This is a genomic window from Pseudomonas brassicacearum (assembly GCF_000585995.1).
GTDB classification, from domain to species: Bacteria; Pseudomonadota; Gammaproteobacteria; order Pseudomonadales; family Pseudomonadaceae; genus Aquipseudomonas; species Aquipseudomonas brassicacearum_A.
Genome location: NZ_CP007410.1, coordinates 1,899,033 through 1,920,559 on the forward strand (window position 1 = coordinate 1,899,033; position 21,527 = coordinate 1,920,559).

Annotated in this window: 16 protein-coding genes; all 16 read left to right on the plus strand. The window is 57.4% G+C overall.

Going from position 1 to position 21,527, the window contains the following annotated elements:
- Positions 1–40: 40 nt before the first annotated feature.
- A complete protein-coding gene (gene mtnA, locus CD58_RS08280) occupies positions 41–1,117 on the plus strand; it encodes an S-methyl-5-thioribose-1-phosphate isomerase (protein ID WP_025212560.1) in 1,077 nt (358 codons plus the stop codon).
- A 445-nt stretch (positions 1,118–1,562) separates the two neighbouring features.
- The gene (gene gyrA / locus CD58_RS08285; RefSeq protein ID WP_025212561.1) at positions 1,563–4,226 is read left to right on the plus strand and encodes a DNA gyrase subunit A; all 2,664 of its coding nucleotides are present in this window, start codon (positions 1,563–1,565) and stop codon (positions 4,224–4,226) included.
- A 225-nt stretch (positions 4,227–4,451) separates the two neighbouring features.
- Entirely contained in the window at positions 4,452–5,537 is a 1,086-nt protein-coding gene (serC, locus tag CD58_RS08290; protein WP_025212562.1) for a 3-phosphoserine/phosphohydroxythreonine transaminase, read from the plus strand.
- Complete coding sequence (gene pheA, locus CD58_RS08295) at positions 5,537–6,631, plus strand: prephenate dehydratase (RefSeq protein WP_003199233.1); 1,095 nt, start codon at positions 5,537–5,539, stop codon at positions 6,629–6,631. The genes serC and pheA overlap by 1 nt, the downstream gene beginning before the upstream one ends.
- Before the next feature lie 13 nt (positions 6,632–6,644).
- On the plus strand, positions 6,645–7,757 hold the full coding sequence (hisC, locus tag CD58_RS08300) for a histidinol-phosphate transaminase (RefSeq protein ID WP_025212563.1): 1,113 nt from the start codon (positions 6,645–6,647) through the stop codon (positions 7,755–7,757).
- Positions 7,758–7,785: 28 nt separating this feature from the next.
- The gene (locus tag CD58_RS08305) at positions 7,786–9,993 is read left to right on the plus strand and encodes a bifunctional prephenate dehydrogenase/3-phosphoshikimate 1-carboxyvinyltransferase (RefSeq protein WP_025212564.1); all 2,208 of its coding nucleotides are present in this window, start codon (positions 7,786–7,788) and stop codon (positions 9,991–9,993) included.
- Positions 9,990–10,679 carry a (d)CMP kinase gene (gene cmk / locus CD58_RS08310; RefSeq protein WP_025212565.1) on the plus strand — a complete coding sequence of 230 codons (690 nt, stop codon included), beginning with the start codon at positions 9,990–9,992 and terminating at the stop codon, positions 10,677–10,679. The genes CD58_RS08305 and cmk overlap by 4 nt, the downstream gene beginning before the upstream one ends.
- 120 nt (positions 10,680–10,799) lie before the next feature.
- On the plus strand, positions 10,800–12,494 hold the full coding sequence (gene rpsA, locus CD58_RS08315; RefSeq protein WP_025212566.1) for a 30S ribosomal protein S1: 1,695 nt from the start codon (positions 10,800–10,802) through the stop codon (positions 12,492–12,494).
- 227 nt (positions 12,495–12,721) lie between these two features.
- Positions 12,722–13,000 carry a hypothetical protein gene (locus CD58_RS08320; protein ID WP_025212567.1) on the plus strand — a complete coding sequence of 93 codons (279 nt, stop codon included), beginning with the start codon at positions 12,722–12,724 and terminating at the stop codon, positions 12,998–13,000.
- A gap of 144 nt (positions 13,001–13,144) precedes the next feature.
- Positions 13,145–13,441: an integration host factor subunit beta gene (ihfB, locus tag CD58_RS08325; RefSeq protein ID WP_003199243.1), complete on the plus strand. Its 297-nt coding sequence runs from the start codon at positions 13,145–13,147 to the stop codon at positions 13,439–13,441.
- A gap of 25 nt (positions 13,442–13,466) precedes the next feature.
- Positions 13,467–13,691 carry a lipopolysaccharide assembly protein LapA domain-containing protein gene (locus CD58_RS08330; RefSeq protein WP_025212568.1) on the plus strand — a complete coding sequence of 75 codons (225 nt, stop codon included), beginning with the start codon at positions 13,467–13,469 and terminating at the stop codon, positions 13,689–13,691.
- Between the two features lie 192 nt (positions 13,692–13,883).
- A complete protein-coding gene (locus CD58_RS08335) occupies positions 13,884–14,957 on the plus strand; it encodes an LPS O-antigen chain length determinant protein WzzB (RefSeq protein ID WP_025212569.1) in 1,074 nt (357 codons plus the stop codon).
- A 523-nt stretch (positions 14,958–15,480) separates the two neighbouring features.
- Positions 15,481–17,475, plus strand: coding sequence for a polysaccharide biosynthesis protein (locus tag CD58_RS08340; protein ID WP_025212570.1), 1,995 nt, complete (start codon positions 15,481–15,483; stop codon positions 17,473–17,475).
- 531 nt (positions 17,476–18,006) lie between these two features.
- Positions 18,007–18,528, plus strand: a complete 522-nt coding sequence (gene rfaH / locus CD58_RS08345; RefSeq protein WP_200868908.1) for a transcription/translation regulatory transformer protein RfaH — start codon at positions 18,007–18,009, stop codon at positions 18,526–18,528.
- A 503-nt stretch (positions 18,529–19,031) separates the two neighbouring features.
- On the plus strand, positions 19,032–20,153 hold the full coding sequence (gene wecB, locus CD58_RS08350) for a non-hydrolyzing UDP-N-acetylglucosamine 2-epimerase (protein ID WP_025212572.1): 1,122 nt from the start codon (positions 19,032–19,034) through the stop codon (positions 20,151–20,153).
- Between the two features lie 96 nt (positions 20,154–20,249).
- Positions 20,250–21,521 carry a UDP-N-acetyl-D-mannosamine dehydrogenase gene (gene wecC / locus CD58_RS08355; RefSeq protein ID WP_025212573.1) on the plus strand — a complete coding sequence of 424 codons (1,272 nt, stop codon included), beginning with the start codon at positions 20,250–20,252 and terminating at the stop codon, positions 21,519–21,521.
- The last annotated feature ends 6 nt before the right edge of the window (positions 21,522–21,527 follow it).

Genomic DNA, 21,527 nt, shown 5'->3' on the forward strand with positions numbered 1-21,527 from the left:
CTATAATCGGCGGCTTTTGTTCATGAGTGCGGGGTGAAGGATGCGCGATCGACTGTTGGCTGCGGAGAAGGTGAAGGCCATCGATTGGCGGGATGGCGCCCTGTACCTGCTGGATCAGCGTATTTTGCCGTTCGAGGAAAACTGGATCGCCTACACCAGCGCGGCCGGTGTGGCCGAGGCGATCCGCTCGATGGTGGTGCGCGGCGCGCCCGCTATTGGTATCAGCGCGGCCTATGGTGTGGTGCTGGCGGCGCGGGCGCGGGTAGCCGAGGGTGGTGACTGGCAGGCGGCGCTGGAAGCTGATTTTGCCTTGCTGGCCAGTTCCCGGCCGACCGCGGTAAACCTGTTCTGGGCATTGGACCGGATGCGCGACCGGCTGGGGCGCTTGAAAGAGCACGCCGAGCCGCTGGCGGTCCTTGAGGCCGAAGCCATCGCGATCCATGAGAGCGACCGCGAAGCCAACCTGACCATGGCCCAGCTCGGTGTCGACCTGATTCGCAAGCATCAGGGCAACGCCCAGGCCATCCTGACCCACTGCAACACCGGCGCCCTGGCCACCGGCGGCTTCGGCACGGCCCTGGGGGTGATCCGCGGTGCGTTCCTCGAAGGCATGGTCGAGCGTGTCTACGCCGACGAAACCCGTCCGTGGCTGCAAGGCTCGCGCCTGACTGCGTGGGAACTGGCCAACGAAGGTATTCCGGTGACCCTCAACGCCGACTCCGCCGCCGCCCACATCATGAAGACCAAGGGTGTGACCTGGGTGATCGTCGGTGCCGACCGTATTACCGCCAATGGCGACGTGGCGAACAAGATCGGCACGTATCAGCTGGCGGTCTGCGCCATGCACCACGGCGTGCGCTTCATGGTGGTGGCACCGAGTTCGACCATCGACATGAACTTGGCCAGCGGGGAAGACATCCCGATTGAAGAGCGCGACGGGCGCGAGCTGTTGGAAGTCGGCGGCAAGCGGGTCGGGGCGGATGTGGACGCCTTCAACCCGGTGTTCGACGTCACCCCGGCGGACCTGATCGACGCGATTATCACGGAGAAGGGCATTGTCGAGCGCCCGGATACCGCGAAGATGGCGCAGTTGATGTGTCGCAAGCGGTTGCATTGATGGTGGGTGCTGTCTGACTGCCGCCATCGCGAGCAAGCTCGCTCCCACATTTTGATCGAGTCGCCTGCAGCGTTAATGCACGACACAAATCCATGTGGGAGCGAGCTTGCTCGCTATGAGGCCCGAAAAGTCAATAAAACAAGCAGAATCGAGCCATGAATCTTCATTCACACTGCCTCTGAGGCCCTCTGGCCCTCTATCAGCCTGTCACCGGTCAACTAACTATGCTCCATGCGCATCAGGGGGATAGGTGCGTGGCGGCTCTTGTGATAACATCCGGCGGTTTCCAGGGCTGCCTCGCGAGGTGGCCTTTACTGCGCAGATCCGTGGCATAACTCGTTGATTTGTCGTAAGTCGCTGCACGGCACTTGTTCTGCAGCGGCGAGCTTCGTTCGTCCCATCTGGATGTGACGAGGTTTCACCAGAAAAAGGAATCAGGCTTCTCATGGGCGAACTGGCCAAAGAAATCCTCCCGGTCAATATCGAAGACGAGCTGAAACAGTCCTACCTCGACTACGCAATGAGCGTAATCGTCGGGCGGGCGTTGCCGGATGCGCGCGATGGCTTGAAGCCCGTGCACCGGCGCGTGCTGTTCGCGATGAGCGAGCTGGGCAACGACTTCAACAAGCCGTACAAGAAGTCTGCCCGTGTCGTCGGTGACGTGATCGGTAAGTATCACCCCCACGGTGACACCGCCGTGTACGACACCATCGTGCGGATGGCCCAGCCATTCTCCCTGCGCTACCTGCTGGTAGACGGCCAGGGCAACTTCGGTTCCGTGGACGGCGACAATGCCGCGGCCATGCGATACACCGAAGTGCGCATGACCAAGCTGGCCCACGAGCTGCTGGCCGACCTGCATAAAGAAACCGTGGACTGGGTGCCGAACTACGACGGCACCGAAATGATCCCCGCGGTCATGCCGACCCGTATCCCGAACCTGCTGGTCAACGGTTCCAGCGGTATCGCCGTGGGCATGGCGACCAACATCCCGCCGCACAACCTCGGTGAAGTCATCGACGGTTGCCTGGCCCTCATCGACAATCCCGAGCTGACCGTCGATGAGCTGATGCAATACATCCCCGGTCCGGACTTTCCGACGGCCGCGATCATCAACGGTCGCGCCGGCATCATCGAAGCCTACCGCACCGGCCGTGGCCGCATTTATATGCGCGCCCGCTCGACTATCGAAGACATCGACAAGGTCGGTGGTCGCCAGCAGATCGTCATCACCGAACTCCCTTACCAGCTGAACAAAGCCCGCCTGATCGAGAAGATCGCCGAGCTGGTGAAAGAGAAGAAACTCGAAGGCATCACCGAGCTGCGCGACGAGTCCGACAAGGACGGTATGCGCGTCGTGATCGAGCTGCGCCGCGGCGAAGTGCCGGAGGTGATCCTCAACAACCTCTACGCCCAGACCCAGCTGCAAGCCGTGTTCGGTATCAACATCGTCGCGCTGATCGACGGCCGTCCGCGGATCCTGAACCTCAAGGACCTGCTGGAAGCTTTCGTGCGTCACCGCCGCGAAGTGGTCACCCGCCGCACCGTGTTCGAACTGCGCAAGGCCCGCGAGCGCGGTCACATCCTTGAAGGCCAGGCCGTTGCCCTGTCGAACATCGACCCGGTCATCGCGCTGATCAAGGCCTCGCCAACACCGTCGGAAGCCAAGGAAGCGCTGATCAGCACACCTTGGGAATCCAGTGCCGTGGTGGCAATGGTCGAGCGTGCCGGTGCCGATTCGTGCCGTCCGGAGAACCTCGATCCGCAATACGGCCTGCGCGAGGGCAAGTATTTCCTGTCCCCGGAACAGGCCCAGGCCATCCTGGAACTGCGTCTGCACCGCCTGACCGGCCTGGAGCACGAGAAACTGCTGGCCGAGTACCAGGAGATCCTCAACCAGATCGGCGAGCTGATCCGCATCCTCAACAGCGCTACGCGTCTGATGGAAGTGATCCGCGAAGAGCTGGAAGTGATCCGCGCCGAGTACGGCGACGTACGCCGCACCGAGATTCTCGATGCGCGTCTCGACCTGACCCTGGGCGACATGATCCCGGAAGAAGAGCGCGTGGTGACCATTTCCCACGGCGGCTACGCCAAGACCCAGCCGCTGGCCGCCTACCAGGCCCAGCGTCGCGGCGGCAAAGGCAAGTCGGCTACTGGCGTCAAGGATGAGGACTACATCGCTCACCTGCTGGTCGCCAACAGCCACACCACGTTGTTGCTGTTCTCCAGCAAGGGCAAGGTGTACTGGCTCAAGACCTACGAAATTCCGGAAGCGTCCCGTGCCGCTCGCGGTCGTCCGCTGGTCAACCTGCTGCCGCTGGACAGTGATGAATACATCACCACCATGCTGCCGGTAGAGGAATACACCGAAGGTCACTTTATTTTCATGGCCACCGCCAAGGGCACCGTGAAGAAGACCCCGCTGGAATCCTTCAGTCGTCAGCGCAGCGTTGGCCTGATCGCCCTGGAACTGGACGAAGGCGACGTGTTGATTTCTGCCGCCATCACCGATGGCGAGCGTGAAGTCATGCTGTTCTCCGACGGCGGCAAGGTGACTCGCTTCAAGGAATCCGACGTTCGCGCCATGGGCCGTACCGCCCGCGGTGTGCGCGGCATGCGTCTGCCGGAAGGCCAGAAGCTGATTTCCATGCTGATCCCCGAAGAAGGCAGCCAGATCCTCACCGCTTCGGCGCGTGGTTATGGCAAGCGCACGGCCATCAGCGAATTCCCTGAGTACAAGCGTGGCGGCCAGGGCGTGATCGCCATGGTCAGCAACGACCGTAACGGTCGTCTGGTCGGCGCTGTCCAGGTGCTCGATGGTGAGGAGATCATGTTGATCTCCGACCAGGGCACCCTGGTCCGTACGCGAGTCGCCGAAGTGTCGAGCCTGGGTCGTAACACCCAGGGCGTGACCCTGATCAAGCTGGCCAGTGATGAAACGCTGGTGGGACTTGAACGGGTACAGGAGCCATCGGAAGTCGAAGGCGAGGAGCTGGAAGGCGAGGAAGGCGTGGCGTTCGACGGCACCCTCGGCGCCGATGTCGATGACATGACCGGCGACCAACCGCTCGACGCTGCCGCAGACGAAGAAGAACCGCAGGACTAAGCGGACACGCAGGGGGCGGATGAAGATTCGCCCCCTTGTTGTTTGTCCCTTTTGAAAATTTGCGACACTGCGCATTCTCCTGTGGGAGCGGGCTTGCTCGCGAATGCGGTGGATCAGTTAATGAGCCGTTGACTGACGTACCGTATTCGCGAGCAAGCCCGCTCCCACAAGGGGAGTGGGTTGAATGAAGATTTATGTGACCACCAGATCAGAGCGAGATTGGATGTGAGCAAGAGAGCCTATAACTTCTGTGCCGGCCCGGCGGCGCTGCCTGAAGCGGTCCTGAAGCGTGCCCAGGGTGAACTTCTCGACTGGCATGGCAAAGGCCTGTCCGTCATGGAAATGAGCCATCGCAGCGATGAGTTCGTGTCCATTGCCACCAAGGCCGAGCAGGACCTGCGTGATCTGCTGAGCATCCCGTCCAATTACAAGGTGCTGTTCCTGCAAGGCGGCGCCAGCCAGCAGTTCGCCCAGATTCCGCTGAACCTGCTGCCGGAAAGCGGCAAGGCCGACTACATCGACACCGGCATCTGGTCGCAGAAAGCCATCGAAGAAGCCTCGCGCTACGGCCACGTCAACGTTGCCGCCACCGCCAAGCCCTACGACTATTTCGCCATTCCCGGCCAGAACGAGTGGAACCTGTCCAAGGACGCGGCCTACGTTCACTACGCGCCGAACGAAACCATCGGCGGCCTGGAATTCAACTGGATCCCGGAAACGGGTGACGTGCCATTGGTGGCCGACATGTCTTCGGACATCCTCTCGCGCCCTGTGGATATCTCTCGTTTCGGCATGATCTACGCCGGCGCCCAGAAGAACATCGGCCCAAGCGGCATCCTGGTCAGCATCATTCGTGAAGACCTGCTGGGGCGCGCCCGTTCCCTGTGCCCGACCATGCTCAACTACAAGGTCGCGGCCGACAACGGCTCGATGTACAACACCCCGCCGACCCTGGCCTGGTACCTGTCCGGCCTGGTGTTCGAGTGGCTGAAGGAGCAGGGTGGTGTCGAAGCCATCGGCAAGCTCAACGAAGTGAAGCAGCGCACGCTGTATGACTTCATCGACGCCAGCGGTCTCTACAGCAACCCGATCAACAAGACCGATCGTTCGTGGATGAACGTGCCGTTCCGCCTGGCCGACGACCGTCTCGACAAGCCGTTCCTGGCTGGCGCCGACGAACGCGGCCTGCTGAACCTCAAGGGCCACCGCTCGGTCGGTGGCATGCGCGCCTCCATCTATAACGCCGTCGATATCACTGCGGTCAACGCGCTGATTTCCTACATGGCAGAGTTCGAGAAGGAACACGGCTGATGTCCGAGCAAGAACTCAAGGCGCTGCGCCTGCGCATCGATGCCTTGGACGAAAAGGTCCTCGAGCTGATCAGTGAGCGTGCGCGCTGCGCCCAGGAAGTCGCCCGGGTGAAGATGGCTTCCCTGGCGGAAGGCGAAGTGCCGGTGTTCTATCGTCCTGAACGTGAGGCGCAGGTCCTCAAGCGGGTCATGGAGCGCAACAAGGGGCCGCTGGGCAACGAAGAAATGGCGCGGTTGTTCCGCGAGATCATGTCTTCGTGCCTGGCCCTCGAGCAGCCGCTGAAAGTTGCTTACCTGGGGCCTGAAGGCACCTTCACCCAGGCGGCTGCCATGAAGCACTTCGGTCATGCCGTGATCAGCAAGCCCATGGCGGCCATCGATGAGGTCTTCCGCGAAGTGGCGGCCGGCGCGGTGAATTTCGGCGTGGTGCCGGTGGAAAACTCCACCGAAGGCGCGGTCAATCACACGTTGGACAGCTTCCTCGAGCACGACATGGTGATCTGTGGCGAAGTCGAGCTGCGCATCCACCATCACCTGCTGGTGGGTGAGAACACCAAGACCGACAGCATCAGCCGGATCTATTCCCACGCCCAGTCCCTGGCCCAATGCCGCAAGTGGCTGGACGCGCATTACCCGAATGTCGAGCGCGTGGCGGTATCGAGCAACGCCGAAGCGGCCAAGCGGGTCAAGGGCGAGTGGAACTCGGCGGCGATTGCTGGCGATATGGCTGCTGGCCTCTACGGGCTGACGCGCCTGGCCGAGAAAATCGAGGACCGTCCGGACAACTCCACGCGGTTCCTGATGATCGGCAGCCAGGAAGTGCCGCCGACCGGCGACGACAAGACATCGATCATCGTCTCCATGAGCAACAAGCCCGGCGCGCTCCATGAACTGCTGGTGCCGTTCCACGACAACGGTATCGACCTGACTCGGATCGAGACCCGTCCGTCGCGCAGCGGTAAATGGACCTACGTGTTCTTCATCGATTTCGTCGGCCACCACCGCGATCCGCTGGTAAAAGGTGTGCTTGAGAAAATCAGTCAGGAAGCAGTGGCACTCAAGGTGCTGGGTTCCTACCCCAAGGCAGTTCTTTAAGGGCGGATAGCAAATGAGTGGCAACTTCCTCGCTCTGGCACAGCCAGGCGTGCAACAACTCTCGCCTTACGTTCCGGGCAAGCCCGTGGACGAATTGGCTCGCGAGCTGGACCTGGACCCGGCCAGCATCGTCAAGTTGGCGAGCAACGAAAACCCGTTGGGCGCGAGTCCCAAGGCGCTGGCGGCGATTCGCGATGAGCTGTCCGAGCTGACCCGTTACCCCGATGGCAATGGTTTCTCGCTCAAGAGCCTGTTGGCCGAGCGCTGCGGCGTGGAGCTGAACCAGGTCACCCTGGGCAACGGTTCCAATGACATTCTCGAGCTGGTGGCGCGCGCCTACCTGGCGCCGGGCCTCAATGCCGTGTTCAGTGAGCATGCGTTTGCGGTCTATCCGATCGCCACCCAGGCGGTCGGTGCGGACGCCCATGTGGTGCCGGCCAAGGAATGGGGGCACGATCTGCCGGCCATGCTGGCCGCCATCGACGCCAACACCCGCGTGGTCTTCATCGCCAACCCGAACAACCCGACCGGCACCTGGTTCGACGCCCAGGCCCTGGATGACTTCCTGCAGGACGTGCCCGAGCACGTGCTGGTGGTGCTGGACGAGGCCTACATCGAATACGCCGAAGGCAGCGACTTGCCCGATGGCCTGGACTTCCTCGCGGCCTATCCGAACCTGTTGGTTTCGCGCACGTTCTCCAAGGCCTATGGCCTGGCATCGCTGCGGGTCGGCTACGGTCTGTCCACCGCGGTGGTGGCCGATGTGCTGAACCGCGTGCGCCAGCCGTTCAACGTCAACAGCTTCGCCCTGGCCGCCGCCTGCGCCGCCTTGCAGGATGAGGCCTACCTGGCTGAAAGCCGTCGCCTGAACGAGGCTGGCATGCAGCAATTGGAAGCCGGGTTTCGTGACTTGGGCCTGAGCTGGATTCCATCGAAAGGCAATTTCATCTGCGTCGACATCGGACGAGTGGCGGCGCCGGTCTTCCAGGGCTTGCTGCGTGAAGGCGTGATCGTGCGTCCGGTGGCCAACTACGGCATGCCGAACCACCTGCGCATCACCATCGGCCTGCCTGCGGAAAACAGCCGTTTTCTTGAGGCGCTGAGCAAGGTTTTGGCTCGTGGTTGATGTCACTTCACTGCAACCTGCGACCCCTATGATCGGGCGCCTGGTGGTGGTCGGCCTGGGGTTGATCGGCGGTTCGTTTGCCAAAGGCTTGCGTGAAAGTGGCCTGTGCCGTGAAGTGGTCGGTGTCGACCTGGATCCGCAGTCGCGCAAGCTGGCGGTGGAGCTGGGGGTGGTGGATCGCTGTGAAGATGACCTGGCGATTGCTTGCCAGGGCGCGGACGTGATCCAGCTGGCGGTGCCGATCCTGGCCATGGAAAAACTTCTGGCGCGCCTGGCCGCCATGGACCTGGGGCAAGCCATTCTCACGGATGTCGGCAGCGCCAAGGGTAACGTCGTACGTGCCGCCACCGAAGCCTTCGGTGGCATGCCTGCGCGCTTCGTGCCCGGTCATCCGATTGCCGGTTCCGAGCAGAGCGGGGTGGAGGCCTCCAACGCTGAACTGTTTCGTCGTCACAAGGTGATACTGACGCCGCTGGAGCAGACCGATCCGGCTGCGCTGGCGGTGGTGGACCGTTTGTGGCGCGAGCTGGGTGCCGATGTCGAGCACATGCAGGTCCAGCGTCACGATGAAGTATTGGCCGCCACCAGTCATTTGCCGCATCTGTTGGCGTTTGGTCTGGTGGATTCATTGGCCAAACGCAATGAAAATCTTGAGATCTTCCGTTACGCTGCCGGCGGTTTCCGCGATTTCACGAGAATCGCCGGTAGCGACCCGGTCATGTGGCACGACATCTTCCTCGCTAACCGCGAAGCTGTCCTGCGCACACTCGATACATTTCGCAGTGACCTCGACGCCTTGCGCGACGCGGTCGATGCAGGGGACGGGCACCAATTGCTGGGCGTTTTCACACGCGCCAGGGTGGCCCGCGAGCATTTCAGTAAAATCCTGGCCCGTCGGGCCTATGTGGACGCTATGAACTCCAACGATCTGATTTTCCTGGCACAACCTGGTGGCTCCCTGAGTGGGCGTATTCGTGTACCGGGCGATAAATCGATTTCCCACCGCTCGATCATGCTCGGCTCCCTGGCCGAGGGCGTGACCGAAGTGGAAGGTTTCCTCGAGGGCGAAGACGCCCTGGCGACGCTGCAAGCGTTTCGCGACATGGGCGTGGTCATCGAAGGCCCGCACCACGGTCGCGTGACCATTCATGGTGTCGGCCTGCACGGCCTCAAGCCTGCCCCGGGCCCGATCTACCTGGGTAACTCCGGTACCTCGATGCGCCTGTTGTCCGGCCTGCTGGCCGCGCAAGACTTCGACAGCACCCTGACCGGCGACGCCTCGCTGTCCAAGCGGCCGATGAATCGCGTGGCCAACCCGCTGCGGGAAATGGGCGCGGTCATCGAGACCGCAGCCGATGGCCGTCCGCCGATGACCATTCGTGGCGGCAACAAGCTCAAGGGCCTGACCTACACCATGCCGATGGCCAGCGCCCAGGTGAAATCCTGCCTGCTGCTGGCCGGTCTCTATGCCGAAGGCAAGACCACCGTCACTGAGCCGGCGCCGACCCGCGACCACACCGAGCGCATGCTGCGCGGCTTCGGCTACCCGGTCACGGTCAACGGTGCAACGGCCTCCGTCGAGTCCGGCAACAAATTGACCGCGACCCACATCGAAGTACCGGGCGACATCTCGTCGTCGGCGTTCTTCCTGGTGGCTGCATCGATCGCCGAAGGCTCCGACCTGGTGCTCGAGCACGTCGGCATCAACCCGACCCGTACCGGCGTGATCGACATCCTGCGCTTGATGGGCGCTGACATCACCCTGGAAAACCAGCGTGAAGTCGGCGGCGAACCGGTAGCGGACCTGCGCGTAAGAGCGGCTAAACTCAAGGGTATCGAGATCCCCGAGGCGCTGGTCCCACTGGCCATCGACGAGTTCCCGGTGCTGTTCGTGGCGGCCGCCTGTGCGGAAGGGCGCACCGTGCTGACCGGCGCCGAAGAGCTGCGGGTCAAGGAGTCGGATCGCATCCAGGTAATGGCGGACGGTTTACTGGAACTGGGCGTCAAGTGCCAGCCCACGCCGGACGGGATCATCATCGACGGCGGCCAGATCGGCGGTGGCGAAGTCCATGGTCACGGGGATCACCGTATCGCCATGGCCTTCAGTGTTGCGTCCTTGCGCGCCAATGCGCCAATTCGCATCCATGATTGCGCCAACGTCGCCACGTCGTTCCCGAACTTCCTGGCGCTGTGCGCGCAGGTCGGTATTCGTGTAGCACAAGAGGCACAGTCGTGAACATCAAGGCACCGGTCGTCACCATCGATGGCCCAAGCGGCTCGGGCAAGGGCACCGTCGCCGGGATCCTGGCCAAGCAACTGGGCTGGAACCTGCTCGATTCAGGTGCCTTGTATCGTCTGCTGGCGTTCGCCGCCGCCAACCATGGTGTCGATCTGACCAACGAAGAACTGCTCAAGGCATTGGCCGCGCATCTGGACGTACAGTTCATCGCCGCGACCGATGGTCAACTGCAGCGCATCATCCTGGAAGGCGACGAAGTCAGCGATGTCATCCGCACTGAAAGTGTCGGCGCCGGCGCTTCCCAGGTCGCCGCGCTGCCGGCGGTGCGTGAAGCGTTGCTGCAGCGCCAGCGGGCCTTTCAGGAGCCGCCGGGGCTGGTGGCCGACGGTCGCGACATGGGCACGGTGGTGTTTCCCGATGCGCCGTTGAAGATTTTCCTCACCGCCAGCGCGGAGGAGAGGGCGCGTCGCCGTTATTTGCAGTTGAAGGGCAAAGGCGAGGATGTTAGTCTGTCGAGTCTGCTAGATGAGATCCGTGCACGCGACGAGCGTGATACCCAGCGCGCAGTAGCCCCGCTAAAGCCGGCGGCCGACGCGATTCAGCTGGATTCCACGGAGTTGTCCATCGATCAGGTGCTGCAACGCATCATGAGTGAGATCGCCATTCGCGATATCGCCGGGTGACCAGGAAGCTCCGCAGGGGACCAGTCATAGTCCTGTGGTGCTTCTTTTATATGAAACTAACCCACACCGTCTGGGGTGTGGAGGCGGGCGTATTCTTCGCCCTAATCAACAGGAATTAAAATGAGCGAAAGCTTTGCGGAACTCTTTGAAGAAAGCCTGAAAACCCTGAACCTTCAGGCAGGCTCCATCATCACCGGTGTTATCGTTGATATCGATTACCAAGCTCGCTGGGTAACCGTTCACGCTGGTCTGAAGTCTGAAGCACTCATCCCGCTTGAGCAGTTCTACAACGACGCTGGCGAACTGAACATCAACGTCGGTGACGAAGTTCACGTTGCGCTGGACTCGGTTGAAGATGGCTTTGGTGAAACCAAGCTGTCCCGTGAAAAAGCCAAGCGCGCTGAATGCTGGATCGTTCTGGAAGCGGCTTTCGCAGCTGAGGAAGTGGTCAAGGGCGTTATCAACGGTAAGGTTAAAGGCGGCTTCACTGTCGACGTTAACGGCATCCGTGCGTTCCTGCCAGGTTCCCTGGTTGACGTCCGTCCAGTGCGCGACACCACGCACCTGGAAGGCAAAGAGCTGGAATTCAAGGTCATCAAGCTGGACCAGAAGCGCAACAACGTTGTCGTTTCCCGTCGCAGTGTCCTGGAAGCCGAGAACTCCGCCGAGCGTGAAGCTCTGCTGGAATCGCTGCAGGAAGGCCAGCAGGTCAAAGGTATCGTCAAGAACCTCACCGATTACGGCGCATTCGTCGATCTGGGTGGCGTCGATGGCTTGCTGCACATCACCGACATGGCCTGGAAGCGTATCAAGCATCCTTCGGAAATCGTCAACGTTGGCGACGAGATCGATGTCAAGGTTCTGAAGTACGATCGCGAGCGCAATCGTGTTTCCCTGGGCCTCAAGCAACTGGGCGAAGATCCATGGGTTGCTATCAAAGCCCGTTACCCAGAAAGCACCCGCGTCACCGCTCGTGTTACCAACCTGACCGACTATGGCTGCTTCGCTGAGCTGGAAGAAGGCGTTGAAGGCCTGGTACACGTTTCCGAAATGGACTGGACCAACAAGAACATCCACCCTTCGAAAGTCGTACAAGTCGGCGACGAAGTGGAAGTCATGGTTCTGGACATCGACGAAGAGCGTCGTCGTATCTCCCTCGGCATCAAGCAGTGCAAATCTAACCCATGGGAAGATTTCTCTGGCCAGTTCAACAAGGGCGATAAAATCTCCGGCACCATCAAGTCGATCACCGATTTCGGTATCTTCATTGGTCTGGACGGCGGCATCGACGGCCTGGTTCACCTGTCCGACATCTCCTGGAACGAAGTGGGCGAAGAAGCCGTACGCCGTTTCAAGAAGGGCGACGAGCTGGACACCGTTATCCTGTCGGTTGACCCAGAGCGCGAGCGCATCTCCCTGGGTATCAAGCAACTGGAAAGCGATCCGTTCTCCGAGTACGTTCAAGAGAACGACAAAGGCGCAATCGTTAAGGGCATCGTGAAAGAAGTTGACGCTAAAGGCGCCATCATCACCCTGGCCGACGATATCGAAGCGACTCTGAAAGCCTCCGAAATCAGCCGTGACCGCGTTGAAGACGCGCGCAACGTTCTGAAAGAAGGCGAAGAAGTAGAAGCCAAGATCATCAGCGTTGACCGCAAGAGCCGCGTAATCCAGCTCTCCATCAAGTCGAAAGACGTTGAAGAAGAGAAAGAAGCAATCCAGAGCCTGCGCGACAAGCCAGCTTCGGACACTTCTGCTCCTGGTCCTACCACTCTGGGCGACCTGTTGCGTGCACAGATGGAAAAGCAGAACTAAGTTCTGTCAGACCATAGAAAAAGGGCGACTTCGGTCGCCCTTTTTTGTGCCTGCGATTTTTCAGACTTTTCCGACTCCCATAAGTACTGCCGAATTGCGATCATTCGAGGTGCAACGAAACCAACGCCCCTGCCTGGCTGTCTCTTTTATGAAGCAGATCAATAATCTACTCGGGGCCTCCGGCTTGTGTGTGTAATCGGTCTGGGCTCTCTACCTAAAGGATCTGAATGAACAAGCTCTTTCTGGTATTGACCATCCTGGTGCTGGTGGGGTGCTCTACAAGCGCCAAGACTCACGCAGTGCGTGGTGTCAGCGGTATCGAGGTCGACTGCTCAGGATTGGGTTCCGGTTGGGAGAAGTGCCATAAGCGGGCTGCGAGGGAGTGCAAGGGTGCAGGCTACAAGGTCATTACCCGATCCGACGACGCGAAGGATGAAGACCAATACCCCTTTGGTTTCAATCCCGCAGGTTATCTGACCCGAACGATGTTAGTCATCTGTCGGTAGCTGGGGGAAAGTCCCTCTATCTGCAGGGGAAGAACCGCAGGGGAATGAAGAAGAATGTCAATACTTGGGCTGTTCAAATCCCTCCGACCATGCTAAAACCTTTTCAAGCGATTTTCCTAGCTGCTTGAAAAAGAAGGGAAAAATATGACGAAGTCGGAGTTGATCGAACGAATTGTCACCCATCAAGGGCTACTCTCATCCAAGGATGTGGAGCTGGCTATCAAGACCATGCTTGAGCAAATGTCCCAATGCCTGGCTACGGGAGATCGTATCGAGATCCGTGGTTTCGGCAGCTTCTCCCTCCACTATCGCGCGCCGCGTGTGGGGCGCAATCCTAAGACCGGCCAGTCCGTCAGTCTTGATGGGAAATTTGTCCCTCATTTCAAGCCGGGCAAAGAGCTTAGGGATCGCGTGAATGAGGAGGAGGGGGATGAGCTCTGACGGGGCGTCCAGGAAAGGGCTATTCATGTGGAACTTCAAACGTCTGGCGATGGTCGTACTTGCGGTTCTCGCCGCCTCAGCTATTGTTCTGTTCGTGCTTGAAAATCATCAGCCGGTCGCGCTCTTGTTCTTGGGCTGGTCAGCCCCGCAGCTTCCGGTTTCAGTTTTCGTGCTGTTGGCGTTTCTCGCAGGTATGCTGATCGGTCCGTTACTTACGTGGTTCATGAGTGCGCGTCGGCGGTTGAAATAATGGATGTGTGAGCCCAGGAGTCTTGGAGTAAGGATCACTGCCTACAAATTTTTCTGACTTTGGGTATTTTTTTGTTCGTATTTAATTTGACTCAGTTTGCTGTTTTTTCCGTTGGAGACCTACCCGTCTTGCCTTTTGATGCGTCCAGTTTGACTGCAAGCGCAATCTCAGAAAAAGGAAGCGAGGCCATCCATGCAAAATAATCGTGCTGAAATACGTGGCTCGGATGAGATTGATCTGATTGAGCTTGTGCGTGGGCTTTGGGCTCAGAAGTGGTTGATCGTTGGTATTACTATTCTGGTCACTGCTGGTGCCGCCACCTATGCGTTTCTTAGTAAGCCAGTCTACGAAGCCAAGCTTTTTATCATGCCTCCTACTCAGAATGGTATTGCTGAGCTGAACTATGGGCGGGGTGGAAAAGGCTCTGGTCTGGAGCCTTATTCCATTCAATATGTTTATGACGTGTTTGCCCGAAATCTTCAGGGTGAATCCCTCCGTCAAAGTTTCTTCAATGATATATATCTCCCTTCGCTTGATGAGTCTCAGCGAAAGGGGGCTCTAGACCGATTGTATGGGCGTTTCTCCCGAGAGTTAGTCATAAAGGGGCCTGCTAAGGATACTCCTGATCGTTTTTCGGTGACTGTGCAAGGTGGCGATCCCGTGCGGGTGACAGAGTGGGCCAAGGCATATGTTAAGCGTGCTAGTGGCGCTGCTGAGTCCGAGCTGATCAAGAACGTCACGACTGAAGCATCTGTGAAGGCGAGAAATCTGGAGCAGCGAATTGTCAGCTTGCGTGAGACTGCGCAACGGGTCCGTGAGGATCGGATTCAGCAGTTGCGCGAGGCGCTAAAAATCGCTGAGGCGATTGGCCTGTCTACGCCAACTATAAATTCTTCTGCTGCGGTGGATATTACTGTAGATACGGGTAATAAAATGGATTACCAGCGAGGCAGCAAAGCTTTGGCTGCTGAGATTGTCGCGCTGGAATCTAGAGCTTCCGATGATGCGTTTATAGCGAATTTACGAACACTGCAAATGCGTTATAACTTCTATCGTAAGTTGAATGTAGATTCTGAACATCTTTCAGTTTATCGGCAGGATGGTAGTGTTGAGGTGCCGGGAAGTCCGATTAAACCCAAAAAAGTCTTGATCGTTGGCCTTGGTCTTTTCGCTGGGCTTGTGTTGGGCGTATTTGTCGCATTGGTTTGCTTTGTATTGTTACGCAGTCAAGGTGGTCGATGGACCAAGGAAGCCGGTGGGAACTGAGCGCAGTCTTATAGATCCCACATTCCTCTAGGGGCGTTCAAGTTCACATGGGCTACGCGGGAGGTAAATTTCTCAGTATCATGCTGTAACTGCTGGTGGCTGGGACTGCACTTACACGATCTTCATTACCGCCGGTCGCACTTGGTACTTTATCGTTGACACAGCGGTATTGTGGATGTGCGGGTTTTGCGGAGCGCAAGATAGATGAGGTCTATCACCATTACGTCTATCAGTTCGTTTCGCGAAAATCGCCCTGTGATCCTAGCAATCGCCGCAAACAACCTGTTTGGCTACTGCCGGTGGCATGCTCCGTTTTATTGAATAGGGATGACGCGCTACCTTAGAGCGGTGGCTTGCATGCCGTTGGTGCTTCTTGATCAAGATTCATGCAGGCAAAACTGGAGAAGGTCTAATCTGGAATAAGGCTCATATTGGGCTGGGGCTGTCGAATCTTTCTTACGTGAATTTTGATTCCTGGGAATGGATCCATTTTTAGGAGCTGGCCAAGGTGCGTGAAGGGGTTATGGATAAAGTGAGATCGGCTTTGCTGGGGTTGCCAAGGCGCCACAAGCGCGCAATCCAAGTAGCTACAGATGTGGTTTTGGTTTGGGCCGCTCTGTGGCTGGCATTCGTCGTTCGACTGGGTGTCGAGGCATTGGCCAGTCCGATCGAAACGCACCTTTGGCTTTTTGCTTCCGCTCCGTTGATTGCCATTCCAATTTTCATCCGCTTCGGCATGTATCGTGCTGTCATGCGATATTTTGGTAACGATGCGCTGATCACCATTTGCAAGGCGGTCAGCCTTTCAGCGCTACTGTTAGCCCTCGTAGTGTATTGGTACAGCAACCATAAAACCGTGGTTCCACGCTCGATTATCTTCAATTACTGGTGGCTCAGCCTGATCATGATTGGCGGTCTACGCCTGATGATGCGGCAATATTTCCTGGGTGACTGGTTCACCGCCGCCCAGCATGTACCGTTTACCAATCGTGATGATGGTCTGCCGAAAGTTGCTATTTATGGCGCCGGGGCTGCCGGTAATCAGCTGGTGGCGGCGTTGCGCATGGGCCGGGTGATGCGGCCGGTTGCGTTCATTGACGACGACAACAGCATCGCTGATCGTGTCATTGCCGGGCTGCAGGTGTACCAACCCAAGCATATTCAAAAAATGATCGATACGACTGGCGCTCAGGAGATCTTGCTGGCAGTGCCGTCTTCGTCGAGAGGTCGTCGTCGGGAGATACTGACGCTGCTTGAAGGGTTCCCGCTGCATGTGCGAAGCGTCCCAGGTTTCATGGATCTGGCCAGCGGTCGGGTCAAGGTCGACGACATTCAGGAAGTGGATATTGCGGACCTTCTCGGGCGTGACCCGGTGCCTGCGCAAGCTGACCTGCTTGAGCATTGCATCGCAGGACAGTCCGTTCTGGTGACAGGGGCTGGGGGGTCAATCGGCTCCGAGCTTTGTCGACAAATTCTGGCGCTAAAGCCGACAACGTTGCTGCTTCTCGATCATAGCGAGTTCAATCTCTACAGCATTTTGTCCGAACTTGAGCCTCGTATCGTTCGGGAGTCGTTGTCTGTTCGGTTGCTGCCCATCTTGGGATCGGTCCGGGATCAGAACAAGTTGCTGGACGTCATGAAGACCTGGAATGTCGATACGGTCTATCACGCCGCTGCTTATAAACATGTCCCGATGGTTGAGCACAATATCGCCGAAGGCGTCCTGAACAATGTGATCGGGACATTGAACACGGCGCAGGCGGCGTTGCAGGCAGGTGTGTCGAACTTCGTCTTGATCTCTACAGATAAGGCCGTGCGCCCGACCAATGTAATGGGCAGCACCAAGCGGCTTGCTGAACTGACGTTGCAGGCCCTCAGTCGCGAGTTGGCGCCCGTATTGTTTGGCGACAAGGCCAACGTGTCACGCGTCAATAAAACCCGTTTCACTATGGTCCGGTTCGGCAATGTATTGGGCTCGTCCGGGTCGGTTATTCCGCTGTTCCATAAACAGATCAAGTCTGGCGGGCCGTTGACCGTTACCCACCCCAAGATCACCCGTTATTTCATGACGATCCCCGAGGCCGCTCAGTTGGTGATTCAGGCTGGGTCGATGGGGTTGGGTGGGGATGTATTTGTGCTCGATATGGGCGAACCCGTGAAGATAGTCGAACTGGCGCAGAAGATGATCCACCTGTCGGGCTTGAGTATTCGCTCTGAAAAGAATCCCCAAGGCGACATTTCAATTGTGTTCACAGGGCTACGACCAGGTGAGAAGCTTTACGAAGAGCTGTTGATCGGCGACAACGTCGTCGCAACCCAGCACCCGATGATTATGAGTGCCAACGAAGATCATCTGCCATGGGATGTGCTCAAGACCAGGTTGACCGAGTTGCTGGCTGCCATTGAGCATGATGACTACGCGAGGGTTCGTCAGTTGCTTAGAGATACGGTGAGCGGCTACGCCCCGGACGGCGAGATTGTCGACTGGATCTACCAACAGCGCCGTCTTGAGCCCTGATTGTTACATTCCCTGTAACGTACACATTTGCGATATTGTTCCATCCTTGTCTGGGTGAGGCGCGGGGAGCAACAGCTCTGTATCTCTTGCTCCTGGGAGTGATACCTGAATGCGGACGAAGCCTGGATCGAATGACGGGTGTTGTCTGTCCATCTACAGCCAAGGCGCTATGTAACCTGGCCTGGTGCTATTGATTTCCAGTGACACCAACGATGCTAGACTGTGCCGTGTTGGAGGGCTTCTAGTCTTGAATGTTTAGAGGTATCAACGGCTTCGGGACTAAAGCGGGGCGCGGCAGCACGTGTCCACGTGGAGGAAGTTTTCCACACAGGGTAAAAAAGGACTTAAATGGGTCTCCACTGTGCGCCTGGTGGTACAGAAAACTGTGGTTTCGACAGCCCAAATTTCTCTCTCTTCATCCTGGCCAGCTGGCTAGGCTAAGCGAATCCTGCAACCAGCTTGATCGAGCTGGCTGCGCAGAGGAGTAAACTGTCGGTGTGCAAATGTCGCACCGATTTGCTTGTTACCCATATGAATGTAAGCGTTACGGATCCCATAAACATTGTAGATACGGCCCCGGCCTGGTATCTCGTGCACTGCAAGCCCCGCCAGGATGAGCGTGCGGAAGAGAACCTGCTACGCCAGGGTTACACCTGCTATCGGCCGCAGCACAGCTACGAGCGAGTAATGCGCAGCCGTCGGCTAATCATTACTGAATCGCTGTTCCCTGGATATCTATTCATTCAACTGGCTGCCGATGCCAATTGGGCACCTCTGCGATCGACTCGCGGGGTCTACCGCATAGTGAGCTTCGGTGGTATTCCTCTGCGGCTCGATAACAGCCTGATCATGCATTTGCAGCAACGCACGGCAAAAGCTATCACACCGGCGTTTTCGGCAGGGGATAGCGTACGCATCACCCAAGGAGGCTTTGCCGAACTGGACGCGGTCTTCGTATCAATGGATGGCGAGCAGCGCGTAGTACTGCTGCTCAATATGCTCAACCGCCAGCAAAGGATCAGCATGCCACTGGTGAGTATAATCAAGAATTGAATCAGCCTCGGCAGCGGCCGAGGTCAAAGCAACACCCTGGCTATGCCAGTAGAGTTTTGAAGCCTGCGACGTTCTCAGGAAGCCAACGGTAAATCCTGGGGCGGTAGCGTGTCTGATGCAGATCAAATCTCCAACCGCGCCCGTACGGGTAGGCGGGTTGGGCTTCGTTCGGTGCCAGGCGCGATACTTTTGTTTTGCAGGTTTGGTTTCGGATGGAAGTTATCCGCTATCGCCCCGGGGGTCCCATAGGGAATGCGGTGCCTACATCTGTCGGGAGGGGGCCATCAGGGCGCGACGCTTGGCGGGTCTAGAAATCTTGTCCTAAAGCTAACAGTCAGGGCAAGTCCTTATCGCAAAGGGCGGAGCGTATGACGGACCATACTAGAGTGATTGAGAAGTAATGGACAAATGTCGCAGTAAAATGCTGACAGATTTCGAGTTAAAGCTGTGATTTTTTGAGCTAAAAAGGCCCGTCGTATATTCTGGCCAAGGAACTTATTTAGATGAAAACTCTTTGTGTGTTTGGTACCCGCCCCGAAGCAATCAAGATGGCACCTTTGGCTTTGGCTTTGGCTGCTGACGAGCGCTTTGAGTCCAAGGTATGCGTGACTGGCCAGCACCGAGAAATGCTTGATCAAGTTTTGGGATTGTTTGCCATCGAGCCGGATTTCGACCTGAATGTCATGAAGCCCGGACAGGATCTGACAGACGTGACGACTTCGATCCTTCAGGGTATGAAAACTGTTTTTGCTGAGTTCAAGCCAGACGTCGTATTGGTTCATGGCGATACGGCCACAACGTTTGCGACCAGCCTAGCGGCTTATTATCAACAGATCCCGGTCGCGCACGTAGAAGCGGGCTTGCGGACAGGAAATATTTATTCCCCTTGGCCAGAGGAAGCCAATCGCAAACTGACCGGTGTTTTGGCTAACCTTCATTTCGCTCCCACCGAAACCTCCCGGGCCAACTTGCTACGAGAGGGCGTTGCTCCCGCGAAAATCATTGTCACGGGTAATACTGTGATCGATGCACTAGTGGACGTTATCAAGCGGCTCGACCATGATGAAGAGCTGAACGCCATAGCCTCTGCGCCTTCGGCATTTCTGGATCCTGCTCGCAAACTTATCCTGGTTACCGGGCATCGTCGTGAAAGTTTCGGTGACGGCTTCGAGCGTATTTGCCAGGCACTGATGGAGGTTGCCCAGCAACATCCTGATGTCGATATCGTTTACCCGGTTCACCTCAATCCCAACGTGCGTGAGCCGGTCAATCGTCTGCTCAGTGATATCAGCAACGTTTATCTGATCGAACCGTTGGATTACCTGCCCTTCGCCTCCTTGATGAGCCGCTCGCACATCATCCTGACCGACTCGGGTGGCATTCAGGAAGAAGCGCCTTCGTTGGGTAAGCCGGTGCTGGTCATGCGTGATACCACGGAGCGTCCCGAAGCCGTAGATGCAGGTACCGTTAGATTAGTGGGTACGGAGACGAGCAATATAGTTAGCGAACTAAATCGGCTGCTAACTGATCAAGATGCATACCGCGCCATGAGCTACGCCCATAATCCCTATGGCGATGGTCACGCCTGCGGTCGAATCATTGACGCCTTGTGCAAGATATCCTGAGCTTGCACCCAGCTCTGGCGGTTGTAGGAGCGGGTCTGCTCGTCAGAACCGAGCCTAGTGCAAACATATTTATTTAAGAATATTCAAGGAAGCACCATGCTCTTCCAAACCATTTCCGTCATAGGTCTCGGCTACATTGGTCTACCTACGGCAGCAGTATTCGCATCCCGCAAGAAGAAGGTGATTGGTGTTGATGTCAATCAGCAGGCGGTGGATACCATCAACCGTGGGGAAATTCATATTATCGAACCCGATCTGGATATGGTCGTGCATGCCGCGGTCACCGAAGGTTATCTGCGTGCGACGACACAGGCAGAGCCAGCGGATGCATTTTTAATTGCAGTACCAACCCCGTTCAAGGGCGATCACGAACCGGATCTCTCATATATAGAGTCGGCGAGTAAGGCTATTGCGCCAGTCCTGAAGAAAGGTGACCTGGTGATTCTAGAATCCACCTCCCCGGTGGGCGCGACTGAACAAATGGCGGCATGGTTGGCTGCGTCGCGCCCCGATCTGAGCTTCCCACAAACTCATGGGGAAGACTCTGATATCCGCGTAGCGCACTGCCCCGAACGGGTTTTACCAGGCCATGTCTTGCGGGAACTTGTGCGGAATGATCGAGTGATTGGCGGCATGACAGCCAAATGCTCGGAGGCAGCGGTAATACTTTATAAGACTTTCGTAGAAGGTGAGTGTGTCATTACCAACGCACGCACCGCAGAAATGTGCAAGCTGACTGAAAACAGTTTTCGTGACGTGAATATTGCCTTCGCCAATGAGTTATCGATCATTTGCGATAAGCTGGATATCAACGTATGGGAATTAATCCGTCTGGCTAATCGTCATCCGCGAGTGAGCATCCTGCAGCCAGGTCCGGGGGTAGGTGGACACTGCATCGCTGTGGATCCTTGGTTTATCGTTAGTAGCACTCCAGAAGAAGCAAAGCTTATCCGTGCTGCGCGCGAAGTTAACGACGACAAGCCGCATTGGGTTGAGAATAAGGTGAAATTGGCCGTAGCTGAATTCTTACAGCAGAACCCAGAGAGGACCGCTTCGGAGGTGACTATTGCCTGCTTTGGCCTGGCCTTTAAGCCTGATATCGATGATCTGCGTGAAAGCCCCGCCTTAGCAATTTCCCAGAAAATTGCTGCAGCCCACCCCGGTTGCGTATTGGTGGTTGAACCAAATATTGAGGCGTTGCCGATTAAGTTAGCGGGTAAAAAGCTGGTCCTGAAAAATATTGATCAAGCACTTGCTGAATCTGATGTGCTGGTGTTGTTGGTCGACCACAAGGTGTTTAAAAGTATTTCTGTGGCTGCACTTCAGAATCATAAGGTCATTGATACCCGGGGTATTTGGATCTCTTGATTGGCG